This is a genomic window from Rhizobium aethiopicum, assembly GCF_014197535.1.
Taxonomy (GTDB): Bacteria; Pseudomonadota; Alphaproteobacteria; order Rhizobiales; family Rhizobiaceae; genus Rhizobium; species Rhizobium aethiopicum_A.
The window spans coordinates 1-16,757 of the sequence record NZ_JACIFV010000007.1; the positions used below are offsets into that span (position 1 = coordinate 1).

At 61.7% G+C, this 16,757-nt stretch carries 14 protein-coding genes; 1 reads left to right on the top strand and 13 read right to left on the bottom strand.

Annotated features, from left to right (window positions below):
• From GGD53_RS12040 to GGD53_RS12060, 5 genes are all read right to left on the bottom strand, one after another.
• On the bottom strand, positions 1-1,005 hold a 1,005-nt coding region (locus tag GGD53_RS12040), incomplete at its 3' end, for an aldehyde dehydrogenase family protein (RefSeq protein ID WP_184456179.1).
• On the bottom strand, positions 1,002-2,522 hold the full coding sequence (locus tag GGD53_RS12045; RefSeq protein WP_184456182.1) for an NAD(P)/FAD-dependent oxidoreductase: 1,521 nt from the start codon (positions 2,520-2,522) through the stop codon (positions 1,002-1,004). The genes GGD53_RS12040 and GGD53_RS12045, both read right to left, overlap by 4 nt.
• Positions 2,519-2,821 carry a (2Fe-2S)-binding protein gene (locus GGD53_RS12050; RefSeq protein WP_184456185.1) on the bottom strand — a complete coding sequence of 101 codons (303 nt, stop codon included), beginning with the start codon at positions 2,819-2,821 and terminating at the stop codon, positions 2,519-2,521. Before GGD53_RS12050 ends, GGD53_RS12045 begins: the two co-directional genes overlap by 4 nt.
• Complete coding sequence (locus GGD53_RS12055) at positions 2,802-3,929, bottom strand: NAD(P)/FAD-dependent oxidoreductase (protein ID WP_184456187.1); 1,128 nt, start codon at positions 3,927-3,929, stop codon at positions 2,802-2,804. The genes GGD53_RS12050 and GGD53_RS12055 overlap by 20 nt, the downstream gene beginning before the upstream one ends.
• 53 nt (positions 3,930-3,982) lie before the next feature.
• Positions 3,983-5,305, bottom strand: coding sequence for an NAD(P)/FAD-dependent oxidoreductase (locus GGD53_RS12060; RefSeq protein WP_184456189.1), 1,323 nt, complete (start codon positions 5,303-5,305; stop codon positions 3,983-3,985).
• A gap of 449 nt (positions 5,306-5,754) precedes the next feature.
• Here GGD53_RS12060 and GGD53_RS12065 point away from each other — a divergent pair, with 449 nt between their 5' ends.
• On the top strand, positions 5,755-6,459 hold the full coding sequence (locus GGD53_RS12065) for an aspartate/glutamate racemase family protein (RefSeq protein ID WP_184456191.1): 705 nt from the start codon (positions 5,755-5,757) through the stop codon (positions 6,457-6,459).
• 442 nt (positions 6,460-6,901) lie between these two features.
• Here GGD53_RS12065 and GGD53_RS12070 read toward each other — a convergent pair whose 3' ends face one another.
• The 8 genes from GGD53_RS12070 to otnK all read right to left on the bottom strand — a co-directional run bounded on the left by GGD53_RS12070 (position 6,902) and on the right by otnK (position 16,756).
• The gene (locus tag GGD53_RS12070; RefSeq protein ID WP_184456193.1) at positions 6,902-8,557 is read right to left on the bottom strand and encodes an ABC transporter ATP-binding protein; all 1,656 of its coding nucleotides are present in this window, start codon (positions 8,555-8,557) and stop codon (positions 6,902-6,904) included.
• Complete coding sequence (locus GGD53_RS12075) at positions 8,554-9,420, bottom strand: ABC transporter permease (protein WP_184456195.1); 867 nt, start codon at positions 9,418-9,420, stop codon at positions 8,554-8,556. Before GGD53_RS12075 ends, GGD53_RS12070 begins: the two co-directional genes overlap by 4 nt.
• Entirely contained in the window at positions 9,417-10,367 is a 951-nt protein-coding gene (locus GGD53_RS12080) for an ABC transporter permease (RefSeq protein WP_184456197.1), read from the bottom strand. Before GGD53_RS12080 ends, GGD53_RS12075 begins: the two co-directional genes overlap by 4 nt.
• A gap of 88 nt (positions 10,368-10,455) precedes the next feature.
• Positions 10,456-12,066, bottom strand: a complete 1,611-nt coding sequence (locus GGD53_RS12085; protein ID WP_184456199.1) for an ABC transporter substrate-binding protein — start codon at positions 12,064-12,066, stop codon at positions 10,456-10,458.
• A 63-nt stretch (positions 12,067-12,129) separates the two neighbouring features.
• The gene (locus GGD53_RS12090; RefSeq protein WP_184456201.1) at positions 12,130-12,843 is read right to left on the bottom strand and encodes an HAD-IA family hydrolase; all 714 of its coding nucleotides are present in this window, start codon (positions 12,841-12,843) and stop codon (positions 12,130-12,132) included.
• A 220-nt stretch (positions 12,844-13,063) separates the two neighbouring features.
• Positions 13,064-14,440, bottom strand: coding sequence for an aspartate aminotransferase family protein (locus GGD53_RS12095; protein ID WP_184456202.1), 1,377 nt, complete (start codon positions 14,438-14,440; stop codon positions 13,064-13,066).
• Positions 14,441-14,452: 12 nt separating this feature from the next.
• Positions 14,453-15,289: a GNAT family N-acetyltransferase gene (locus GGD53_RS12100; RefSeq protein WP_184456204.1), complete on the bottom strand. Its 837-nt coding sequence runs from the start codon at positions 15,287-15,289 to the stop codon at positions 14,453-14,455.
• A gap of 189 nt (positions 15,290-15,478) precedes the next feature.
• Positions 15,479-16,756 (bottom strand): 3-oxo-tetronate kinase, encoded by a 1,278-nt coding sequence (otnK, locus tag GGD53_RS12105; protein ID WP_184456206.1) that lies wholly within the window; start codon positions 16,754-16,756, stop codon positions 15,479-15,481.
• Between the last annotated feature and the right edge of the window lies 1 nt (position 16,757).

Sequence of the window (16,757 nt, forward strand, 5' to 3'; positions counted from 1 at the left end):
TTCGATCAACGCCTGGATCTTGTCGAATTGGGCGGCGCTTGCGACAGGCCCGAGTTCGGTGCGAGGGTCAGATGGGGGGCCGACAACCAGCGCAGCCGCCTCCCTCGCGGCGATTGAACTTGCTTCGTCCATTCGCTCCGCCGGCACCAGCATTCGTGTTGGTGAGGTACAGGTCTGGCCGGAATTGCCGAAGCACCGGCGGACGCCGGCTGCGACCGCGGCTGACAAGTCGGCGCTGCGCAGGATGATGTTCGGCGACTTGCCGCCGAGCTCCTGATGCACTCGCTTGACGGTTGGTGCCGCCGCCTGCGCCACGGCAATGCCGGCGCGCGTAGACCCGGTGAAGGACACCATATCAACATCCGGGTGGCTGGCCAGCGCCGCACCAACCGTAGGTCCGTCGCCCTGAACGAGGTTGAACACCCCCTTCGGCACGCCGGCCTCATCCATGATCTCGGCGAAGATCACCGCGTTGAAGGGAGCGATCTCCGATGGCTTCAATACCATGGTGCATCCCGTGGCGAGCGCCGGAGCGACCTTGCAGGCGATCTGGTTGATCGGCCAGTTCCACGGCGTGATCATCGCGACGACGCCGATCGGCTCGTGCATGATGCACGTGGTCCCCTGCATGTATTCGAAGGCAAAGGTCTCGAGGGCCTTGATCGTCTGTTCGAAATGGAGAGCGCCGATGCCGGCCTGCTCGGCCCGGGCCATGGCGAGCGGCGCGCCCATTTCCCGCGAGATGACGTCGCCGAGCTCGTCATTGCGGCGCTTCAGGATCGTTACGATGCGCTTCAGCAGTTCGACGCGCTCTTCCTTGGATGTCTGCGAGAACGAGGCAAAGGCTCGCCGTGCGGCCGCGACTGCCTTATCAGCGTCGGGGGCACTGCCGAGTGCGATCGCGCCCATCGGCTGCTCGGTCGAGGGATCGATGACCTCAAGTGTTTTCGAAACCGAGGGCTCGCTCCACTCACCGTCGATATAGAAGCTGTGGGCGTGTTTCATTGGTGGCTCCCATGGTTGATGTCCAGCGCCCCATCTTTGGCGCGTTCCGCAAATCCAGCGACAGCGACAATCGCTGCCTCCGTGTGCGGCAAAGCGGCGAGCTCGCCCAGCGTCACCGGTTTGATGGGCGGCCGCAGCCGATAGTAGCCGGCCTCGCCGGGCGACTGGCCACGGCATTGCGCCAGCAGTTCGACCGCGGTCAGTCCGCACAGCCGCCCCTGACATGGTCCCATTCCGCATCGTGTGAACGCCTTCATTTGGTTCGGGCCCGGCACGCCGAGCGCCGCAACCTCACGCAGCTTGCCGGCTGTAATTTCCTCGCAGCGGCAGACAATGGTGCCGCCGTCTTCCGGCACACGAAACGTCTTGTCCGGCCGGAATCGACGCTCGATGAACGTCCTGCCTCTGAGGGCACGAGCAAGCTTTCGCGCGAGTCGGTTCCGACGCTGTTGGTAGCAGCCTTGGCCGATGCGATTCAGGTTGAGCGCCGCACTTAGGCCCGCGAGCTCTCCCTGCAGAGCTGCGGCAACCGCCCCGACGATTCCCGCCGCATCACCCGCGATCGAAACGCTCTGAACCGAGCTTGCGCCGCAAAGGTCGACGTTCGGGCGGAAGGTGGCCAAGTGCTCGTCCCACCCGTAGTCGCACCCGGCTGCTAGCGCTAGATTGAGGTTCGGCGCAATCCCTTGGTGCAGAAGAAGCAGGTCGCCTTCAATTTGCAGGGATTTATCGCCGCGACGAAGCTTTAAGGCGTTGAATTGCCCGGAACCCACTGCCTCGATCGCCGTCACGCCGCGGATGACATGGGCTCGACGGCGAACGTCCAAGAGGAGCTTCAGGCCCTTGACTGCATAGGGCGAAGTGGCAAAGGCAAACATGTGAGGCAGGGCCAAGCGCCAGTTCTCGACCGGCGTGGTATCGACGACTGCCACCACGGACACGCCAGCCCGGAGAAGTTGGCTTGCCACTAAGTACAGCAGCGGTCCGGTTCCGGCGAGGATGGTCCGTCCGGACGGCACGAGACCTGACGACTTCATCAATACCTGCGCTGCTCCCGCCGTCATGACGCCCGGCATGGTCCACCCTGGGAACGGGAACGGGCGCTCGAGCGCGCCTGTTGCGATGATCACCCGATGGGCGGCGATCGGTCGAGCAATTCCGCCGAGCGAAATCCCGACCTCGAGCGGATGCACGCCGTCGGAGGCTTCTTCGTCAGCAGCCCCGACGCTCCATACAGTCGCACGGGAGGCGTAGCTCAAGTTCTGCTGCCGAAACCGCTCTATGAGCGTCCGTCCGGCAGCGTAGTCCGGCCCCATGCGAGCAAGGTCGGCAACTGATGCATGCTCGACCGACCGATAAATCTGCCCGCCAGGGGATTCATTTTCATCGGCGAGCAATACCGCGAGACCGTGGATCGAGGCTTCGATGGCTGCCGAGAGGCCGGCAGGGCCCGCGCCAACGACGACGAGGTCATAGGCAGGCGCGAGATCGGTGGCAGACTGAATGTTTCTAATCATTCTTCCTGCCCCGGCATGGCGGCGCCGTCCTGTGTCTCGATCCGCATTCCTTCCGCAACGGTGGTCATGCAACCCTGCCGGTTCGGGCGGCCATCGATTTGGACGAGGCACTCGAAGCAGACACCCATCATGCAGTAAGGACCACGGGCGGCGCCGGACACGGGGCTGCGACGCGTGCTGCCATGTCCCGCGGCCAACAGTGCGGCGGCAACGCTATCGCCTTGTCTGGCCATGGTCGACACGCCGTTGAATGTGAATGATATTGAACACTCCTTTCGGTCAGGGAGCCGCCGGAACATGGAACCTCCGGGAATGAAATGCGGAAAGATCGTCAGAAAGCGCGCCTGCTGAAATCTGCCGCGGCAGGACCAGCGCATGATTGGCCGCCAGAGTCACGCCGGAATGGCAGGCACATGCGAACGCACCAGGGAAGCTCTCTGACTGCTCGTAAATGGGGTAACCGTCCGGCGTTACCACACGGAATGCGGCCCAGACCCGCACTGCACTGGCGTCCTTTAGAAGGGGAAATGTGCGCACGGCGCGTTCGGCCAGGACCGCGGTAATCGACCCGCGCGGCCGCTGGTGGTCGATCGTGGCTTCCTTGCTTTCGCCGATCAGCACCGATCCCTCGTCGGTCTGCCGCAGATGCCCGGTGGCATGGCTGAGGAACGGCTTCAGCCGCTCGGTCACAATGATCTGGCCGCGGCTGGGGGAGAGCGGAACGTCCAGCCCGACCATAGGAGCGAGGGCGGTGTTACCGATGCCCGCAGCAAGGACGATCTTGCCGACAGCGAGCCTCCACCCGTCTCCGGCCAATTCGAACGCGCCGGCGCGATGGTGGATCGCAGTCGTCTTTCGATGCGGCAGATAATGAACGCCGCGCTGCTGCGCTGCCCTATGAAAGGCCGCGAACAGCCGCAGCGCGTTTGCGTGACCGTCGAGCGGGCTGAAAATTGCGCCTGCGACCGACTCGCCGACGAGGGGCAGGCGGCGGCGCGTCTCCGCTTGGTCGAGTACCTCATATTCGAGCGGCGGCGTTCCCTCAGCGTCCATGCCGGGTTGGCCGGCGAGCTTCGCCATCGACGCAATCCCGCGTTCCAGTTCCGTTGGCGTGAGCCGAATTGAGAAGCCGCCCGACTGGACAAAGCCGGTGTCAATACCAGTTTCGGCCTTCAGCTCGGCTGCGAGCTGGTGCCAGTTCGCGGTCGAGGTTCGCGACCAGCGGGAGTAGGCAGCGTTCCCAAGCCCCTTGCTTGAGCTCCATACGAGTCCGAAATTAGCCCGGCCAGCCCTGTTTGCCAGATCGCCTTCGTCGACGACTGCAACCCTTTCCCCGCACCTCGATAGACCCCAAGCAATCGATATGCCGACCAGGCCGCCGCCGATGACGATTATGTCGTAATCCATTCTGCTCGCTTCCCTCGGCGCGTCGCCCCAAGGGCCGTTCCCTGGCTCCACGATCAGATTGCTCCGACTTTGACTTTCGAACCATCAAGGAGGCGCGACAGGCGGAACGGGGTGGGGTCAACACATGGTGTATCATTGGCAACCAAGTCGGCGGCGAGACGGCCGACGCCCGGCCCGAGGCCGAAGCCATGGCCAGAGCAGCCCGCGGCCAGATAGAGACCTCTCAAACCGTCGGCCGGCGAGATGACCGGCACCGCGTCCGGCGTGAAATCCACGTACGCCCCCCAACTGTCGGCAATTTCGACGCCCGCCATTGCAGGAAATTGCTCTCTGACTCGGTCAAGAATGGCCGCGATGGTGCGGCGGCTCGGCGCAGGGTCCAGAATGCGGATCTTCTCGAAAGCCGAAGGTGTACTCTTCTTGAAGCTTCCGAGTGCCTCCGGGCCATGGAGGAAGGATTTGCCGATTCCGAACTGCACCGCTTTCAGACGTTTCATAAACATCGGCATAAACCAGCGGGCGTAGCGCAGGCCTTGCGGCGTGATATCGAGCATCGCCCTGCCGCTGATCGCAAGCGTGTAGCTGCCATCCAGCCGGCGGGTCAACGCACACTCCGGCGTATAGATAGCCTCACCGAGATTCGCTGTGGGCCGCGTTCGAAGTGCCGTCTGGCGCACGCTTGCCTGCGGAAACAGAACTCCGTGCTGGCGACAAAACATTGAGGTCCAGGCGCCGCCGGCACAAAGAACCGCTTGTGTGCGAATGGTCCCCTTTTCGGTGATGACCCCGGCGACGGCACCATTAACGATATCAAGGGCCCGTGCAGCGCATTGCTGGTGGATCGTCGCCCCAAGTTTGCGGGCGCCGTTCGCGATCGTTGGCGCGGCGATAGCAGGCTCGCCCTTGCCATCATCGATTGAGTGAACCCCTCCGAGCCAACGACGGCCGTTCGCTGGAATTGCGGTAGCCGCTTCCTTGGCGCTCAGCATCTTGGTGTTGACGTTGAACTGGCGGGCCGTATCACGCCATGCTTCCCATTCCGCCAGTTGCTGCGGATTGTCCGTAGCATAAAGCAGACCGCATCGACGGAAACCGACGTCCTCCCCGATTTTGGACTCAAACTCACCCCACATCCGCAGGGCGACACCGGAGAGAGGCAGCTCGCGCTCATCCCGGTTCTGCTGGCGGCACCAACCCCAATTGCGGCTCGACTGCTCGCAGCCGACATGGCCCTTTTCGACCAGGGCTACAGACAATTCCCGCTCGGCAAGAAAGAAAGCTGCCGTTGTACCAATGATGCCGCCGCCGATGACGACGACATCAGCCTTGGCAGGAAGCTCATGATCGTTCTGTATGCGCTTGACGATTGGAGACATTGGCTTGACCTGAATTTATTTCTGACGGTCGACCTACAGTGCGGTTTGCTGCCCCTCCGTCAGAAGCATCTCGACCTGAAACGACGGTTTGAGCAGGCCTGGAAGCACCCACGGCCTTAGCGTCCGATGGGCAATACATGTCGATGACATCTTCGGCCCGGGGGATCCGATTTGCCGATGATATGGCCGATGGGCGGGGCCAGACTGATCGAAGCTTGGTGCCATGGAATGTCCTCGTACTGAGCTCAGGTGAAGCTACCCGAGGAGGGCAAGCAGCATGCATCGAATGAAAATGTAGGCACGGCGGAAAGTTCCGTGTCCGGCGTCAGGACAGTCAAAACTGCCGAGCTTGATGAGGTAGATTACAGCGGTAGCACGGCAGATGCCGTGATCGCGCTCATTTATCGGTTGCGGACGAGCGCGCACAATCGAAAATTAGAGATTCTGCCATGCCATCGGAAATGAATGAGTCCCCTGCGCTCGCCATGATCCATACGGTCCCCGGGATCATTCCCGCATTCAACGAACTCGTTGGTCTGCATCTGACCGGTTGGCGCTCGTTCAACATGTTAGATGAGAGCCTGCTCGGGAACACCATTCGCGAAGGCGCGCTGTCACCTCAAACTATGCGGCGGCTTGCGACACAAATTTGGTCGGCGGTGGATGCAGGAGCCTCGGCGGTGCTCGTCACCTGCTCGTCGCTCGGTCCTGCAGTGGATGCGGCAATGCCACTCTGCCCTATACCCCTCTTCCGTATAGATGATGGCATGGCGATTGAGGCGATCCATCGCGGGAACCGAGTTGGTGTCCTTGCAACTCTGGCTACAACAATGAACCCCACAACGCGCCTAATTGAACGCCATGCTGAAAGGACAGGTCGTAGGGTTTCTGTGATAGGTCGTCTTTGTGAAGGAGCGTTTGATAAATTGCGACACGGCGACAGGGCGGCGCACGACGCTATGGTACGGGAAGGCCTCGCTTCGCTCGTGGGCAGTGTCGATGTGGTTGTTCTTGCTCAAGCATCAATGGCATATGCTCTAAATGCTACGAGCGAGGCATCGTTGCCAGTCCTTACCAGCCCCGAGCTTGGCGTGCTGCACATATCCCGCGCACTAAAGGCGCGCTCCCGCGTCCAGGAAAGTGCGCACAGTTGATGTCAGCTTTCGGGAGGTTGTCCATCGGAGCCGATGGAACAGACTGATGCTACCACACTTCGATTCGGTGGTCGCCAGCCCGTTTCAACCAACCCTCCCGTAGATTTGCCTGGCAAATCTGCCAGACTTTAGAATCGCCAAACGCACTACGGCCGTGGGCCGGGCACCTCTGGCCGGGATCAAAGGCGATCGGCTCGGACGTACCGAAAGGTACGCCCGTCGCCATCTTTGCCCTGACGAAAACCTGCTCCGGCAGGATGCTTCAAGCTAACGCGGGAAAACCCGGTGTCCGCGGTTTAGCGGTTTTTAGCAGTTCGAACCGACCGTCTCGATGCTTTGCAATCCTGACTCTAAAGCATTGACCAAAGAAGGCTTCGAGCCTCAGGCCGCGCGGCGTCGGCTGAAAAAGGCAGTTTGCCGCAACCGCCGCAGCGGCTGTGGCTCAGCGCCGGCAATAGGTCCGCACAAGTTCCGGATCCTGCTGGAGCCGGTCGAGCCAAGCCGGATCGAGCGTTGGCACCGATGAAAAGAGCAGTTGTGAGTAGGGGTGTTGCGGCGCCTTCACCGTCGAGGAGGTGATTTCCTCGACCTTACGCCCTCCGTACATCACTACGATTTCGTCGCAGATCGCCTCTACCACCGAGAGGTCGTGGCTGATGAAGATGTAGGAGAGGCCGAGTTCGCGTTGCAACTCCTTGAGCAGATCGATGACTGCGGCGGCGACCACCGTGTCGAGCGCCGACGTAATCTCGTCGCAGAGGATCAGCTTCGGATCGGCGGCAAGCGCCCGGGCGAAGTTGACACGCTGCTTCTGCCCGCCCGAGAGTTCGCCGGGCCGGCGATGACGCAGGTTGCGGGGCAGGTGCACCATGTCGAGCAATTGATCGATCCGGGCGCTCCGTGCCTTTCGATCCATGCCGTGGTAAAAGACCAGCGGCCTGGCCAGGATGTCCTCGACAGATTTCGCCGGGTTGAGAGCGGTATCGGCATATTGGAAGACGATCTGCATCTCCCGCAACTCATCACGCGAGCGCTCACGGGCGTTGTGGCGCAGTTCCGTGCCGTCGAAGACGATCTTGCCGACTGCGGCCGGCAGGATGCCGGCGATGGTTCGGGCAAGTGTCGACTTGCCACATCCGGATTCCCCGATGATGCCGAGGTTGCGTCCTCTTTCCACTGTCAGGCTTACGTGCTCGACCGCACGAATAAGCGGAAGGCCGTCAGCCTGGGGCTGCCCGTAACCGGCAACGACGTCCTCGATCTTCAGGAGCGGCGCCGTTGCACCCTCGGCGGCACCTGCAGGGCCGCGCGGTTTCGGCTCGAAGGCGGCGAGCAGCTGCCGGGTATAGGGATGCTTGGCATCATTGAGGATTTCTTCGGTGGTGCCGATCTCCTGGATCTCTCCACCTTTCAACACGACGATCCGGTCGGCGATCTGTGCGACAACGGCAAGGTCGTGCGAGACATAGACGCCTGATATGCCGCCTTTCTTCATGACCGACTTGAAGGCGCGCAGCACTTCGATCTGGGTCGTGACGTCCAGCGCCGTCGTCGGCTCGTCGAAGATGACGAGCGATGGATTGCCGATCAGCGCCATGGCGGCTGCCAGGCGCTGCAGCTGCCCGCCGGAAACCTGGTGCGGATAGCGGCTGCCGATCGTTTCCGGTTCGGACAGGGACAGCGCCCGGAAGAGCTCGATCGCCCGGGCGCGGGCCTCTTCCGGCGACATCAGCTGATGAATTCGCGTAACCTCGATTACCTGATCCATGATCGGCGTGGCCGGGTTGAAGGCGGCGGCGGCCGACTGCGGTACATAGGCGACCTCGGTGCCGCGCAGTTTGGCGCGCTGCTTTTCGCTCAGCCTAACCAAATCCTTGCCGTCGACCGAAACACTGCCGCCGGAGATGCGACAGCCCGGACGAGTATGACCCATGAGGGTCAGCGCGATTGTGGTCTTACCCGAGCCGCTCTCGCCGATCAGCGCGACGATCTCGCCCTCGGCGATGTCGAGTCTGACGCCCTTGATGATCTCGACGCGTCGGCCAGAATCTGTGGTTGCATCGACCTTGAGGTCTCGGATTTCGATGAAATGGCTCATGACTCGCTCCGGTCGCGGATTTTCTGCGGCAGGTTGTCTATCAACAGATTGACGCTGATGGTGAGGCTGGCGATGGCAAGTGAGGGAAACATCACGGCCGGCGCGCCGAACGGCAGGCCGCCGATATTCTCGCGTACGAGTGCTCCCCAATCGGCATAGGGAGGCTGGACGCCGAGGCCGAGGAACGACAGTCCGGACAGCAGCAGAACGATGAAGACGAAACGAATGCCAAGGTCGGCAAGCACCGGCCCGACAATGTTGGGCAGGATCTCCGAGCGAATGAGATACAGGGTGCTTTCACCTCGAATGCGCGCGACCGTAATGAAATCCATCGCATTGATGTTGACGGCGAGTGCGCGCGCGAAGCGGTAGGCGCCTGGAATGTAAATCACCGACAAGGTCATGATCAGCACCGGGACCGAGGAACCGACGGCAGCCACGACCACCAGTCCGAACAGCTTGCTCGGGATGGAGTTGAGAGCGTCGAGGAACCGGCTGAGGATTGTGTCCAGCCAGCCCCCGGCGACCGCTGCGATCATGCCGAGCACTACGCCGTTGAAGCAGGCGATCGTAACCGCCGCGAGCGAGATCCCGACCGTGTACCGCGCGCCCATCAGGATCCGCGAGAGCATGTCGCGGCCGAGATAATCGGAGCCGAGCCAGAGTTCACGGCTCATCGGGCCGAAATAGTCGAGATCGACGATCTCGCCGACCGGATAGGGGATAATCAGCGGCGCAAAGATTGCGACCAGAGCCCACGAGAGGATGATGGCGAGGCCGATCGCGCCGACGATGTTGAAGCGATAGCCGAACCGGGTTCCGGACAGCCGGCCGGAAGCAGTTTCTGAATGGGACATGGTCATCGTAGCCTCGGGTTTGAAAGGATGGCGATGATATCGGCGATGGTGATCAGCAGCAGGTAGCCAAGACAGAAGATCATGGCGCAGCTCTGGATCAGCGGCAGATCGCGGGTGGCGACGGCATCCAGCATCAGCTTGGCGATACCGGGATAGTTGAAAATAGTCTCGACGATGATGACGCCTCCGATTAGGTAGGAAAGCGAAAGCGCAACCGCATTGACGATCGGGCCGAGCGCATTCGGCAGCGCATGTCGAAAGACGATGCGCGGCCGCGAGGCTCCTTTGAGCAATGCCATCTCGACATAGGGCGTATTGAGAGTCTCGATAACAGCCGCGCGCGTCATGCGAATCATCTGGGCCGAGACCACGAAGGTGAGGGTGATCACCGGCATGGCATAGACACGCAGAAGGTCAGCCAGACTGTGGACTTCATTGGCGAAAGATAGTGCCGGCAGCCATTTCAGATAGACGGCGAAGATGAGCGCAGCAGAGGTCGCGACCATGAATTCCGGTACGGAGATGACGCCGATGGTGATCACCGTGACGATCCGGTCGTAAAGAGTGCCGCGCAGCATCGCCGCAGTAATCCCGAGCGTGAGCGCGATCGGCACGGAGAAAAGCGCGGTGACGCCCGCCAACTTCAGCGTGTTGACGAAGCGGCCGGCAATGAGAGCAGCGATCGGCATTTCGTTGGCGTAGGACGTTCCGAGGTCGCCTTGCAGCAGTCCAACCAACCAGCGCAAGAAGCGAAAGAGCGCCGGTTCATCGAGATGCATGGCCTTGCGCAGGCCTTCGACGGCTTCCGGAGTGGCGGCCTGTCCAAGCAGGATTGACGCCGTATCTCCTGGCAGCAGCATTGTCGCGAAGAAGACGGCGAAGGAGACGATCACCAGGGTGACCACAGCGACGAACAATCTGCCCAGTACAAGGGATAAGACCTGGCGGTTCACGGGCGTCTTCCCTCTAAGTTCGAGTTGAGTTGCATCAATGCACATGAAGGAACTGGGGCGCGGCTGCAGCCCCAGTTCCTTTGCTGTGTCAGGCTTCAAGCCATACATACTCGGCGAAAGCATATCCCATCTGGCCGCCGAGGGGGTTGGGTTCCAGGCCCTTGAGTTTTACCGTTGTGGCATCGACATTCGAGAGATAGGCCGGAATGATAGTACCAGCTTCTTGAGCGACCATGCCCTGCATCTCGTTGTAGATTGCCCTGCGCTTGTCCTGATCGAGAGAGCCGCGCGCCTCGATCAGCATTTTGTCGAACTTCTCAGATTTGTAATGGCTTTCGTTCCACGGAGCGTCCGAGGTGTAAAGCAGGGAGAAGAGGATATCTGGGGTCGGCCGCGGGTTGATATTGCCGAAATGGATCGGTGCCTTGAGCCAGTAATTGTCCCAGTAACCATCGGCCGGCACTCTCTGGACATCGAGCTTCATGCCGATTTCGGCACCGGCCGCCTGGATGATCATGGCCATGTCGATTGAAGAGTTTGCCGCATCGGAGGCGATGATCGGAATGGATTGTCCGAGGACGCCTGCCTTCTGGAAGTGGAACTTCGCTTTTTCAGGGTCGAAGTCCCGGGCCTTCAGCTCTGTATTGCGGTAGAAGTTTACCGGGGAGACGGGTTGGTCATTGCCGACCTCGCCGAGACCGCGCAACGCCGATTTGACGATCTGTTCACGGTTGACCAGATATTTCATTCCCTCGACGAAATCCCGCTTGTTGCCGGGCGCCATGTCCAGTCGCATGTTGAGATTGGTATAGTTGCCGGAGGTTGTCTTCGACAATGTGAAGCCGTCGCCCTGTGCCTCGACGAGGCGCATGGAACGGGGATTTATCGCGGAGGCGAGATGAATATCGCCCGCAAGCAATGCGTTGACGCGGGCGTTGTCGTCGCTGATGGCGAAATATTCGAACGAGTCGACGTTCGGACCCGATTTCCAGTAGTTCTTATTGTTGATTCCGACCGAGCGAACGCCCGGTTCGAACACTTCCTTGACGAAAGCGCCGGTGCCGTTGGCCTTCGTAAAGTCGGTCGTACCGTCGGCGACGATCATGAAGTGATGCATGGACAGGATGGTCGGCAGGTCGGCATTCGCGCTGGCGAGAGTGATCTCGACGGTCTGCTTGTCGACCGCTTTGAAGCCGGTCATCTGGGCGGCGATCTTGGCGACCTTCGAGCCGACCGAGGGATCGAGATGACGTTTCAGCGAGAAGACCACGTCATCGGCCGTTAGCGGCTTGCCGTCGTGGAAGGTGACGCCCTTCTTCAGCTTGACCGTCCAGGTCTTGGCATCCTTGGATTCGATCGCCTCTGCGAGCTCCATCTGCGGCGTACCGCTCTTATCGAGGAAGGTCAGGCGGTTATAGAAGGAACAGCAGCGGACATAATCGGTAGAGAGCGACGCCTTTGCAGGATCGAGGGTATCGGCGGTCGAGGACGACCAGCCGGCCGCCTTGAGCGCTCCGCCGGAAACGGGCGTGGCAGCGAGCGCCTTGCCGGCGCGGCCGAGCACAAGCCCGCCGGCGGACATGGCAACGCCACCCGCAAGCATCATATGCAGCAGCTCGCGACGAGTTGCGCCACGGCGGATGGCGGTTTCGATCATGGCGTCGTCGGATCTGGTCCAATTGGTGATCTTGTCGTTCATCTCATTCCCCTTTTCTCTGTGACGGGGCTGCCTTGCTAGGCGAGCCCGGTCCGGTGTCAAAAGTCATGCGCGCGCGGCGGCCGCGGCATCTGCGAGGCCTGCCATCGACGTGAAATGATAGTCGGGTGCAGTGAACTCGGCCGGCTCGATCGTGCCGCCGTAGCCCTTCTGGGCATGCCGTCGCTCGATCCAGCAATTGGTCAGGCCGAGTTTCCTGGAAACCCCGATATCGTGATACTGGCTCTGGGCGACATGCAGGATGTCATCTTTTGAATGTCCTTCCGAGGCGACGTAGTCGAATACCTTCTCGAAGAATGCGGGATCGGGCTTCTCCGTGCCAGTATCGTCGGCGGTGAAGGCCGCGTGGAAGGGATTGCCGAGCTCCTTCTCGAAGAATTCAAATGCCCAGCGGCGGGCGTTGGTCATCGCCACGAGGCGGTAATCTTTCGCGAGCTCTGCCAGTGCCGCGGCGCTGTCTGCGAAACCTTTCCAGCTCTTCGCCGAGTCCCGCAAACGTTCGCCGTATTTGCGATCGTTGGGCAGACCGAGCTTCGGCGCGATCGCCAGGTAGACGCGCACGAGGTCGTCGGGAAAGAGGTCGGCGTCGTCGGAGTAGCGGGCCTCGCGATAGAGGCTAAGCGCTCGCTCGCCATCGATTTCACTTCCTGTTTCGGCGGCGATCTCGGCAAGGCAGGCTTTGAGGCCGCCCTCGAAGTCGATAAGCGTGCCGACGACATCGAAGGTCATGTACTTGAATTCGGGAAGGCTCTTGTTCACGTGAATTCCCCAGTGTTCGGCTCCGATGGGAGCGCGGCTTCTCAAAGAAGAATTTTCTGTTCCGCCGGCGGGCTTATTGTCCCGCTCTTGTATGGAAGACCGCATCCGCTGGGATCCCGGTCTTTGTTCGTTTCAGTTTGTCACCTGCACCGCGCCGGATTCGCCGAATAAACCACATGAGGCGGCACAAAATACCGAATCTGACCCTTCCGCAGTATTCTCAAGTCCGCAGCGCCCGACGCACATCCGGGTCCTCCAGCGTCTCGTCCAGCGTCAAACGCGTGCGATCGACGATCGCATCGATTTCGGTTTCGGTGCAGCATAGCGGCGGCGCGTAGCCAAGCACGCCGTTGGCGAACGCGCGGATGACGAGGCCGTTTTCCCAGGCGCGATCGAAGATGCGGCGCGCCGGCTCGGCGGATGCCGGCAGCGGCGTCCTGTTGACTTTGTCGACCACGAGTTCGATGGCAGCGAGCATGCCGCGCCCGCGGACATCGCCGACGAGCGGGTGGTCCCTCAGCGATTCCAGTCCCTGCATCAGCCGCTTCCCGGCCTTGACGCCATTATCGAGAAGGCCGTTTTCGTAGAGCTTCAAGACTTCGAGGCCGACGGCGGCGCTGACAGGGTGGGCCGAATAGGTAAAGCCATGACCAATCGCGGTGGCGCCTGCCCCGTCGGCGATCGTCTCATAGACGTGATCGGCCATGAAGACGGCGCCCATTGGGACGTAGCCGGAGGTGAGGCCTTTGGCGGTCGTCATAAGATCAGGCACGACCTCTTCCTCACTGCAGGCAAAAAGAGGCCCGGTCCGACCAAAGCCGGTGATCACCTCATCGGCGACAAAAAGGATGTCGTGCTCGCGGCAGAATTCCCGCATTGCCCTAAGCCACCCTTTCGGCGGCACAAGCACGCCGCCAGAACCCTGGATCGGTTCGACGTAGAAGGCGGCGACGCGGTCCGGCCCGATCGCTTCGATCTTGCTTTTCAGTGCCGTGAGCGAAGCCTCGATGATCGCCTGGGGGCTATCGCCAACAGGGTTGCGGTAGGCGTAATGGGACGGAATTTTATGCTGCCAATCGAAAGGAAGACCGAAGCCGGCATGGAAGGCAGGCAAGGCGGTCAGGCCCGCCCCCACCGTCGAGGAACCGTGATAACCCTGTTCGACCGAAATGAACTGATCGCGTTCGGGCCGTCCTCGGGCATTCCAGTAGTAGCGAATGAAGCGAACCGTGCTGTCCACCGCGTCGGAGCCGCCGAGCGTGAAGTAGACATGGTTGAGGTCGCCCGGCGCCCGGTCGGCAAGCTCGGAGGCGAGCCGGATTGCAGGCTCGGAGCCGAGGCCGAAATAGGCCGTTGCATAGGGAAGCTCCCGCATCTGCCTGGCCGCCGCCTCGACGATGCTGTCGTGGCCGTAACCCGCATTGACGCACCAGAGGCCGGCGAAACCGTCAATCAATTGTTTGCCCGAGGCGTCGGTGACCGTTGCTCCCTTGGCTGAGGTGAGCACGCGCACGCCGTGTTTTTCATGGCTGCGGTAAGATGCCACCGGATGAATGAGATGGGCACGATCGAGTTCGATGAGCGAGTTGCTGTACATGGGATCTCCAGATCAGCCGAGGGCCTGGTTGGCAAGGGCAAAGATGGTGGCGGTCCGGGCGGCGAGGTCGCCGGCCGATGGCTTTCTCATGGCGATGCCACCACCGACATGGGCGAGCCCGTGTGTGGCGAGCCATGGGGAGAGTCCGGCTTCGGCAGTCGTGTCCACCCTGAGGAACCTTCCCGGACGACCGGCGATGTGATGTTCGATGAGTTTCCTGGCGTCCTCGATATCCGCGGCGACCACGGGTCCGATCACCTCGCCGCGCCCGAAGGGACGAACGCAGGCGAAGCCCGAAATGTCGCCGTCGCGGCGAATGACGGCGAATTCGCCGATCCTTGCGAGATAGGAGAGTAGCCCTTCGCGGTCGGCGCCGAAGGCAAGGCGGTCGAGCGTCATGATGGCCGGGAGATCGCCGGTGGTGGCGGCGCTCGTGCCGGCCGGTGCGTCGATTTCTCCCGCGAGGCCTTGGTGCTGCGCCACGGTCCCGGTTTCATGAAAGCCGAGCTTCTGGTAGAGCGACAGGCCCGCCGTTGTCGCGACCAGCCGCAGCTGCCGGTCGCCTGCGATTCGCAACGCGGCATCCATCAGCCGGCGGCCGAGGCCACGGCCGCGCATCGCTTCGTCGACGATGACCATGTTGATGGTCGCGCAATCCTCCTTGTAAGGTGTGACGAGCACGGTGCCGACGACCCTGTCGTTTTCGATTGCGACCACGCCTTCGCTCAACGCGAGCGCTATCTGCCAGTCCTGCGGCCGATGCGGCCAGCCAGCCTGCCTGGAGAGCGCAACGGCTGCTTCCAGATGATCTGGGGTAAATGCAGCGATTTCGATCTGATGTGTTTGCATCGGGCCGTCCTTCATGTCGTGCCCGCAAGTCTGCCGGAGCCCCGGCGGGCAGATCATCTGAAGGCCGCGGTTCAGGCAGTATCTTATAGCATTACGCCAAGGGGCTGCCGCATCTTATGCTAGAGCCGAACGATATCCACGCTATCCAAACCGGCTCGGGGCCAAAATGGCTCGGCTCGTCGGGGCAGGTCAGTGCATCATTGCCAGCGCTGCCGCAAAGAAGTCGTCGCCACCGAAGTTTCCTGATTTCAATGCCAGAAGCATGTCGCCCTGCCGATTGCCGACGGTACGCAGCACCGGCACGCCCGGAGCAATCTCGGGGCCGATCAGAAATGCCGGGATGGCAAGCCTGTCGACGGCTGCTCCGGAAGTTTCGCCGCCGGCGACCACCAGGCGCCGCACGCCTCTTTCAACCAGTTCAGCCGCGATGAGCGAGGTCGCCGTCTCGATCGCGTGGCCGGAGGCCTCCCGCCCATATTGCGATTGCAGCCGGGAGACCGTTTCCGGCTCCGCGCTCGCGGCGATTATGACGGGGCCGGCGGAGATGCGGTCTCCGGCCCAGGAAATAGCGGCGGCGATCTCATCCGGACCAGACATTAGCCGCTCCGGATCAAGCCGCAGCACAGGCATCGACCGTTCGGCGACCTCGAGCTGGCGTAGCGTTGCCTTCGAACAGCTGCCGGCAACGATCGCCGAAAACCCGCCGACAGGGCGAATAATGTCTTCAGCTGTTGCGCCGCCGGATATGCGGCCGGAACGGACGAGCGCCCGGGCAAGGCCGAGGCCAAGGCCGGAGGCACCGGTCGCTACCGGCATTTCGAGCGCGATCTCGCCGAGCGTTTCGAGATCCGTTTCGAAAATCGCGTCGGCGATAGCCAAGGTCACGCCTGTCGTGCGCAACGCATCGAGCCTCGCCCTGGCGGCGGCAGGGCCGGCCGCGATGGCTGCCAGATCGACCAAGCCGACGGCGCCTCGCGATTGCCGAGTAAGAACCCGCACGAGATTGGAGTCGTGCATCGGGTTGAGAGGGTGATCCTTGAGCGGGCTTTCGTTCAATGGTTGGCCCCCGACGAAGAGGTGGCCGAGATAGACGGTACGTCCCGCTTCCGGAAAGGCCGGCGAAACCAGCACGCTGCCGCCGCCCGCAGCATCGCGCAAAGCCTCGGTGACAGGACCGATATTGCCGGCATCGGTGGAGTCGAAGGTCGAGCAGATTTTGTAAAGCACATGGCCGGCGCCCCGCTGGCGCAGCCATCGCTCAGCTTCCGTGGCAGCTGTTACGGCCTCCGAGGCTGTGACCGAGCGGATTTTCAGGGAGACGACAACGGCATCCACGTCGGGCAGTGCCAGCGATGGATCAGGGATGCCGACCGTCTGCACCGTGCGCAGGCCATTCTTTGTCAGCGTGTTGGCGAGGTCCGATGCGCCCGTGTAGTCGTCAGCGATGGATCCGAGTGAAATAGCCATC

What these genes read in the sequence shown, in the direction of transcription:
- GGD53_RS12050 (WP_184456185.1), bottom strand. Translation starts at nt 2,821, where the DNA reads ATGTTCCGGCGGCTCCCTGACCGAAAGGAGTGTTCAATATCATTCACA.
- GGD53_RS12100 (WP_184456204.1), bottom strand. Translation starts at nt 15,289, where the DNA reads ATGCAAACACATCAGATCGAAATCGCTGCATTTACCCCAGATCATCTG.
- GGD53_RS12085 (WP_184456199.1), bottom strand. Translation starts at nt 12,066, where the DNA reads ATGAACGACAAGATCACCAATTGGACCAGATCCGACGACGCCATGATC.
- GGD53_RS12055 (WP_184456187.1), bottom strand. Translation starts at nt 3,929, where the DNA reads ATGGATTACGACATAATCGTCATCGGCGGCGGCCTGGTCGGCATATCG.
- GGD53_RS12045 (WP_184456182.1), bottom strand. Translation starts at nt 2,522, where the DNA reads ATGATTAGAAACATTCAGTCTGCCACCGATCTCGCGCCTGCCTATGAC.
- GGD53_RS12060 (WP_184456189.1), bottom strand. Translation starts at nt 5,305, where the DNA reads ATGTCTCCAATCGTCAAGCGCATACAGAACGATCATGAGCTTCCTGCC.
- GGD53_RS12075 (WP_184456195.1), bottom strand. Translation starts at nt 9,420, where the DNA reads ATGACCATGTCCCATTCAGAAACTGCTTCCGGCCGGCTGTCCGGAACC.
- otnK (WP_184456206.1), bottom strand. Translation starts at nt 16,756, where the DNA reads ATGGCTATTTCACTCGGATCCATCGCTGACGACTACACGGGCGCATCG.
- GGD53_RS12070 (WP_184456193.1), bottom strand. Translation starts at nt 8,557, where the DNA reads ATGAGCCATTTCATCGAAATCCGAGACCTCAAGGTCGATGCAACCACA.
- GGD53_RS12095 (WP_184456202.1), bottom strand. Translation starts at nt 14,440, where the DNA reads ATGTACAGCAACTCGCTCATCGAACTCGATCGTGCCCATCTCATTCAT.
- GGD53_RS12065 (WP_184456191.1), top strand. Translation starts at nt 5,755, where the DNA reads ATGCCATCGGAAATGAATGAGTCCCCTGCGCTCGCCATGATCCATACG.